Source organism: Variovorax sp. P1_H12_2, assembly GCF_056405335.1.
Genome location: NZ_JBFUCI010000615.1, coordinates 1 through 2,565 on the forward strand (window position 1 = coordinate 1; position 2,565 = coordinate 2,565).

Annotated in this window: 2 protein-coding genes and 1 pseudogene; all 3 read right to left on the bottom strand. The window is 69.7% G+C overall.

Going from position 1 to position 2,565, the window contains the following annotated elements; genetic code table 11:
- Positions 1-851: ATP-dependent protease ATPase subunit HslU (hslU, locus tag AC1D2K_RS33245; RefSeq protein WP_478094513.1), on the bottom strand; the 851-nt coding region annotated here is incomplete at its 3' end.
- A 17-nt stretch (positions 852-868) separates the two neighbouring features.
- Positions 869-1,417 (bottom strand): ATP-dependent protease subunit HslV, encoded by a 549-nt coding sequence (hslV, locus tag AC1D2K_RS33250; protein WP_478094514.1) that lies wholly within the window; start codon positions 1,415-1,417, stop codon positions 869-871.
- A gap of 53 nt (positions 1,418-1,470) precedes the next feature.
- A pseudogene (locus AC1D2K_RS33255) lies at positions 1,471-2,565 on the bottom strand (STAS domain-containing protein); the annotation flags it as partial.

Below are 2,565 nucleotides of genomic sequence, written 5' to 3' on the forward strand. Positions count from 1 at the left end.
CCCTCGACCAGCGGCAGCAGGTCGCGCTGCACGCCCTGGCGCGAGACGTCGGCGCCCTGCGAATCGTTGCGGCTCGCGACCTTGTCGATCTCATCGATGAAGACGATGCCGTTCTGCTCGGCGTTGTGGATCGCCTGGGTGCGGATCTCGTCCTCGTTGACCAGCTTGGCGGCCTCCTCGTCGATCAGGAGCCGCATCGCCTCGGCGATCTTGAGCTTGCGGGTCTTGCGCTTGGCCTGGCCCAGCTGGCCGAACATGCCGCGCAGCTGCTCGGTCATCTCCTCCATGCCGGCCGGACCCATGATCTCGAGCGGCGTGCGCGCTTCGGCCAGGTCGATCTCGATCTCCTTATCGTCCAGCTCGTGCTGGCGCAGCTTCTTGCGGAAGGCCTGGCGGGTCGCGTTGCCGGCATCGGCGCCCGCGCCCTCGGCACCGCGGGCCGGCGGCAGCAGCACGTCGAGGATGCGCTCCTCGGCGCCGTCCTCGGCCCGCATCCGGACCTTGGCGCTCTCGGCGACGCGGGTCTGCTTGATCGCGATCTCGGCCAGGTCGCGGATGATCGAATCGACATCCTTGCCGACGTAGCCGACCTCGGTGAACTTGGTGGCTTCCACCTTGATGAAGGGCGCGTCGGCCAGCCGCGCCAGCCGGCGGGCGATCTCGGTCTTGCCGACCCCGGTGGGGCCGATCATGAGGATGTTCTTGGGCGTGATCTCGGCGCGCAGCGTCTCCTCGACCTGCTGGCGGCGCCAGCGGTTGCGCAGCGCGATCGCGACCGCGCGCTTGGCCTGGGGCTGCCCGACGATGTGGTGATCGAGCTCGGAGACGATTTCCTGGGGGGTCATGGACATGGAGTGGCTCGCGGTTCTCAGAGGGTCTCGACCGTGTGGTGCATGTTGGTGTAGATGCAGAGCTCGCCGGCGATCTCGAGCGACTTCTTGACGATCTGCTCGGCCGGCAGCTCGGAGTTGTCGAGCAGCGCCTTGGCCGCGGCCTGCGCGTAGGCTCCGCCGGAGCCGATCGCGATGATGCCGTTCTCGGGCTCCAGCACGTCGCCGTTGCCGGTGATGATCAGCGAGGTGGTGGCGTCGGCCACCGCCAGCATGGCCTCGAGGCGGCGCAGCACGCGGTCGGTGCGCCAGTCCTTGGTCAGGTCGATCGCGGCCCGCGCCAGGTGGCCCTGGTGCTTCTCGAGCTTGGCCTCGAAACGCTCGAACAGGGTGAAGGCATCGGCGGTCGCGCCCGCGAAGCCGGCCAGCACCTTGCCGTGGTAGAGCCGGCGAACCTTGCGCGCCGTGCCCTTGATGACGATGTTGCCCAGCGTGACCTGGCCGTCGCCGCCGATGGCGACCTGGTCGGCGCCGCCGGCGATCTTGCGGCGGACGCTGATGATGGTGGTTCCGTGAAATTGTTCCATCGAAGCAATCTCAGGGCAAAGGCCCGGATCTCAACCCCCGGCGGGCGCCGCGGCTAGTCTTTTCTGATGGCGACCGAGGCGTGGTCGGCGATGCCGATGACGTCGAAGAAGGCCGCGACCAGGCGGTGGGCATCGACGAACTGGACCTTCTGGCCGCGGCCATGATGGTCGGTGACCCAGTTGAGCAGGGTTCCGGCGGCGGCGAAATCGATCCGGACCAGCGCCGCGCAGGACACCGTCGGGCTTGCCGAATCGCCCAGCTCGGTGTCGAGCCGCTGCCAGGTCGACAGCGATTCGCCGACCAGCTCCCCGACCAGCACGCTGCTGCCGATGCCCGCGGCGGCCGGCCTGGCGGCGGGCTGCGCGGCCACGGAGTCGAGCGAGAAAGCGCCCGCGGCCGGCCTGGCCGCCGGGACCCCGTCGAGGGACACGTAGTCGCCCTTGGGATCCTCCCAGGGCGGAGGCGACACTTCGTAGGTGATGCAGTAGTTGAGCGCCAGCAGCTCGAACTCGTCCGCCCGGTGCATCACGCGCAACGCGGCCATGTGCAGCTGCCACCAGACCGCATCCACGCCGCGGTCGTTGGCCGGCGTGGCCTCGGCGAGCGCGAGCAGCAGGCGATCGCTGCCGCGAAAACGCAGTTGCACGGTCGAATCGGCCCAATGGGTGAACAGGGCCCGCAGCGGTCCGGCGGCATCAGGCTCGATGGCGTCGAGCAGGCTCCAGTCGAGCCGCCAGGACGGGCCCGCGGCGCCGAGCGCACGCGTCAGGCCCAGCAGACCCTCGCGCGAGAGCCGCGGCGGGCTCGCCCAGTCGGCGTCACCGGCCGGCACCGGCCCCGTCGGGGTTTGCGTCGTGATCGAGGCCCGAAGGGTGTTGGCCAGGGTGCGGAAAGAGATCCAATCGGGCGCCGGCTGCTTCAGGCGCTGCGCATAACGGGTGCCGGCGGCCACGAACTTCTCGGCATCGCCGATGGCGCGATAGAGATCGAACAACGTACGCCAGGTGTCGTCGTGCTCGCCGCTCGGGCTGTCGGGCGCGAGCGCCTGCAGCAGGATGGCCTCGGCGCCCGCGTCGTCGCCGTGGGCGTAGCGGATCGCGGCTTCTTCGATGCTGCCGTCGTGGGCCGGCAGCTGCACCTGCAGTCC

Excerpts from the sequence above, each read along its gene's own strand:
- hslV (WP_478094514.1), bottom strand. The coding sequence starts at position 1,417 with ATGGAACAATTTCACGGAACCACCATCATCAGCGTCCGCCGCAAGATC.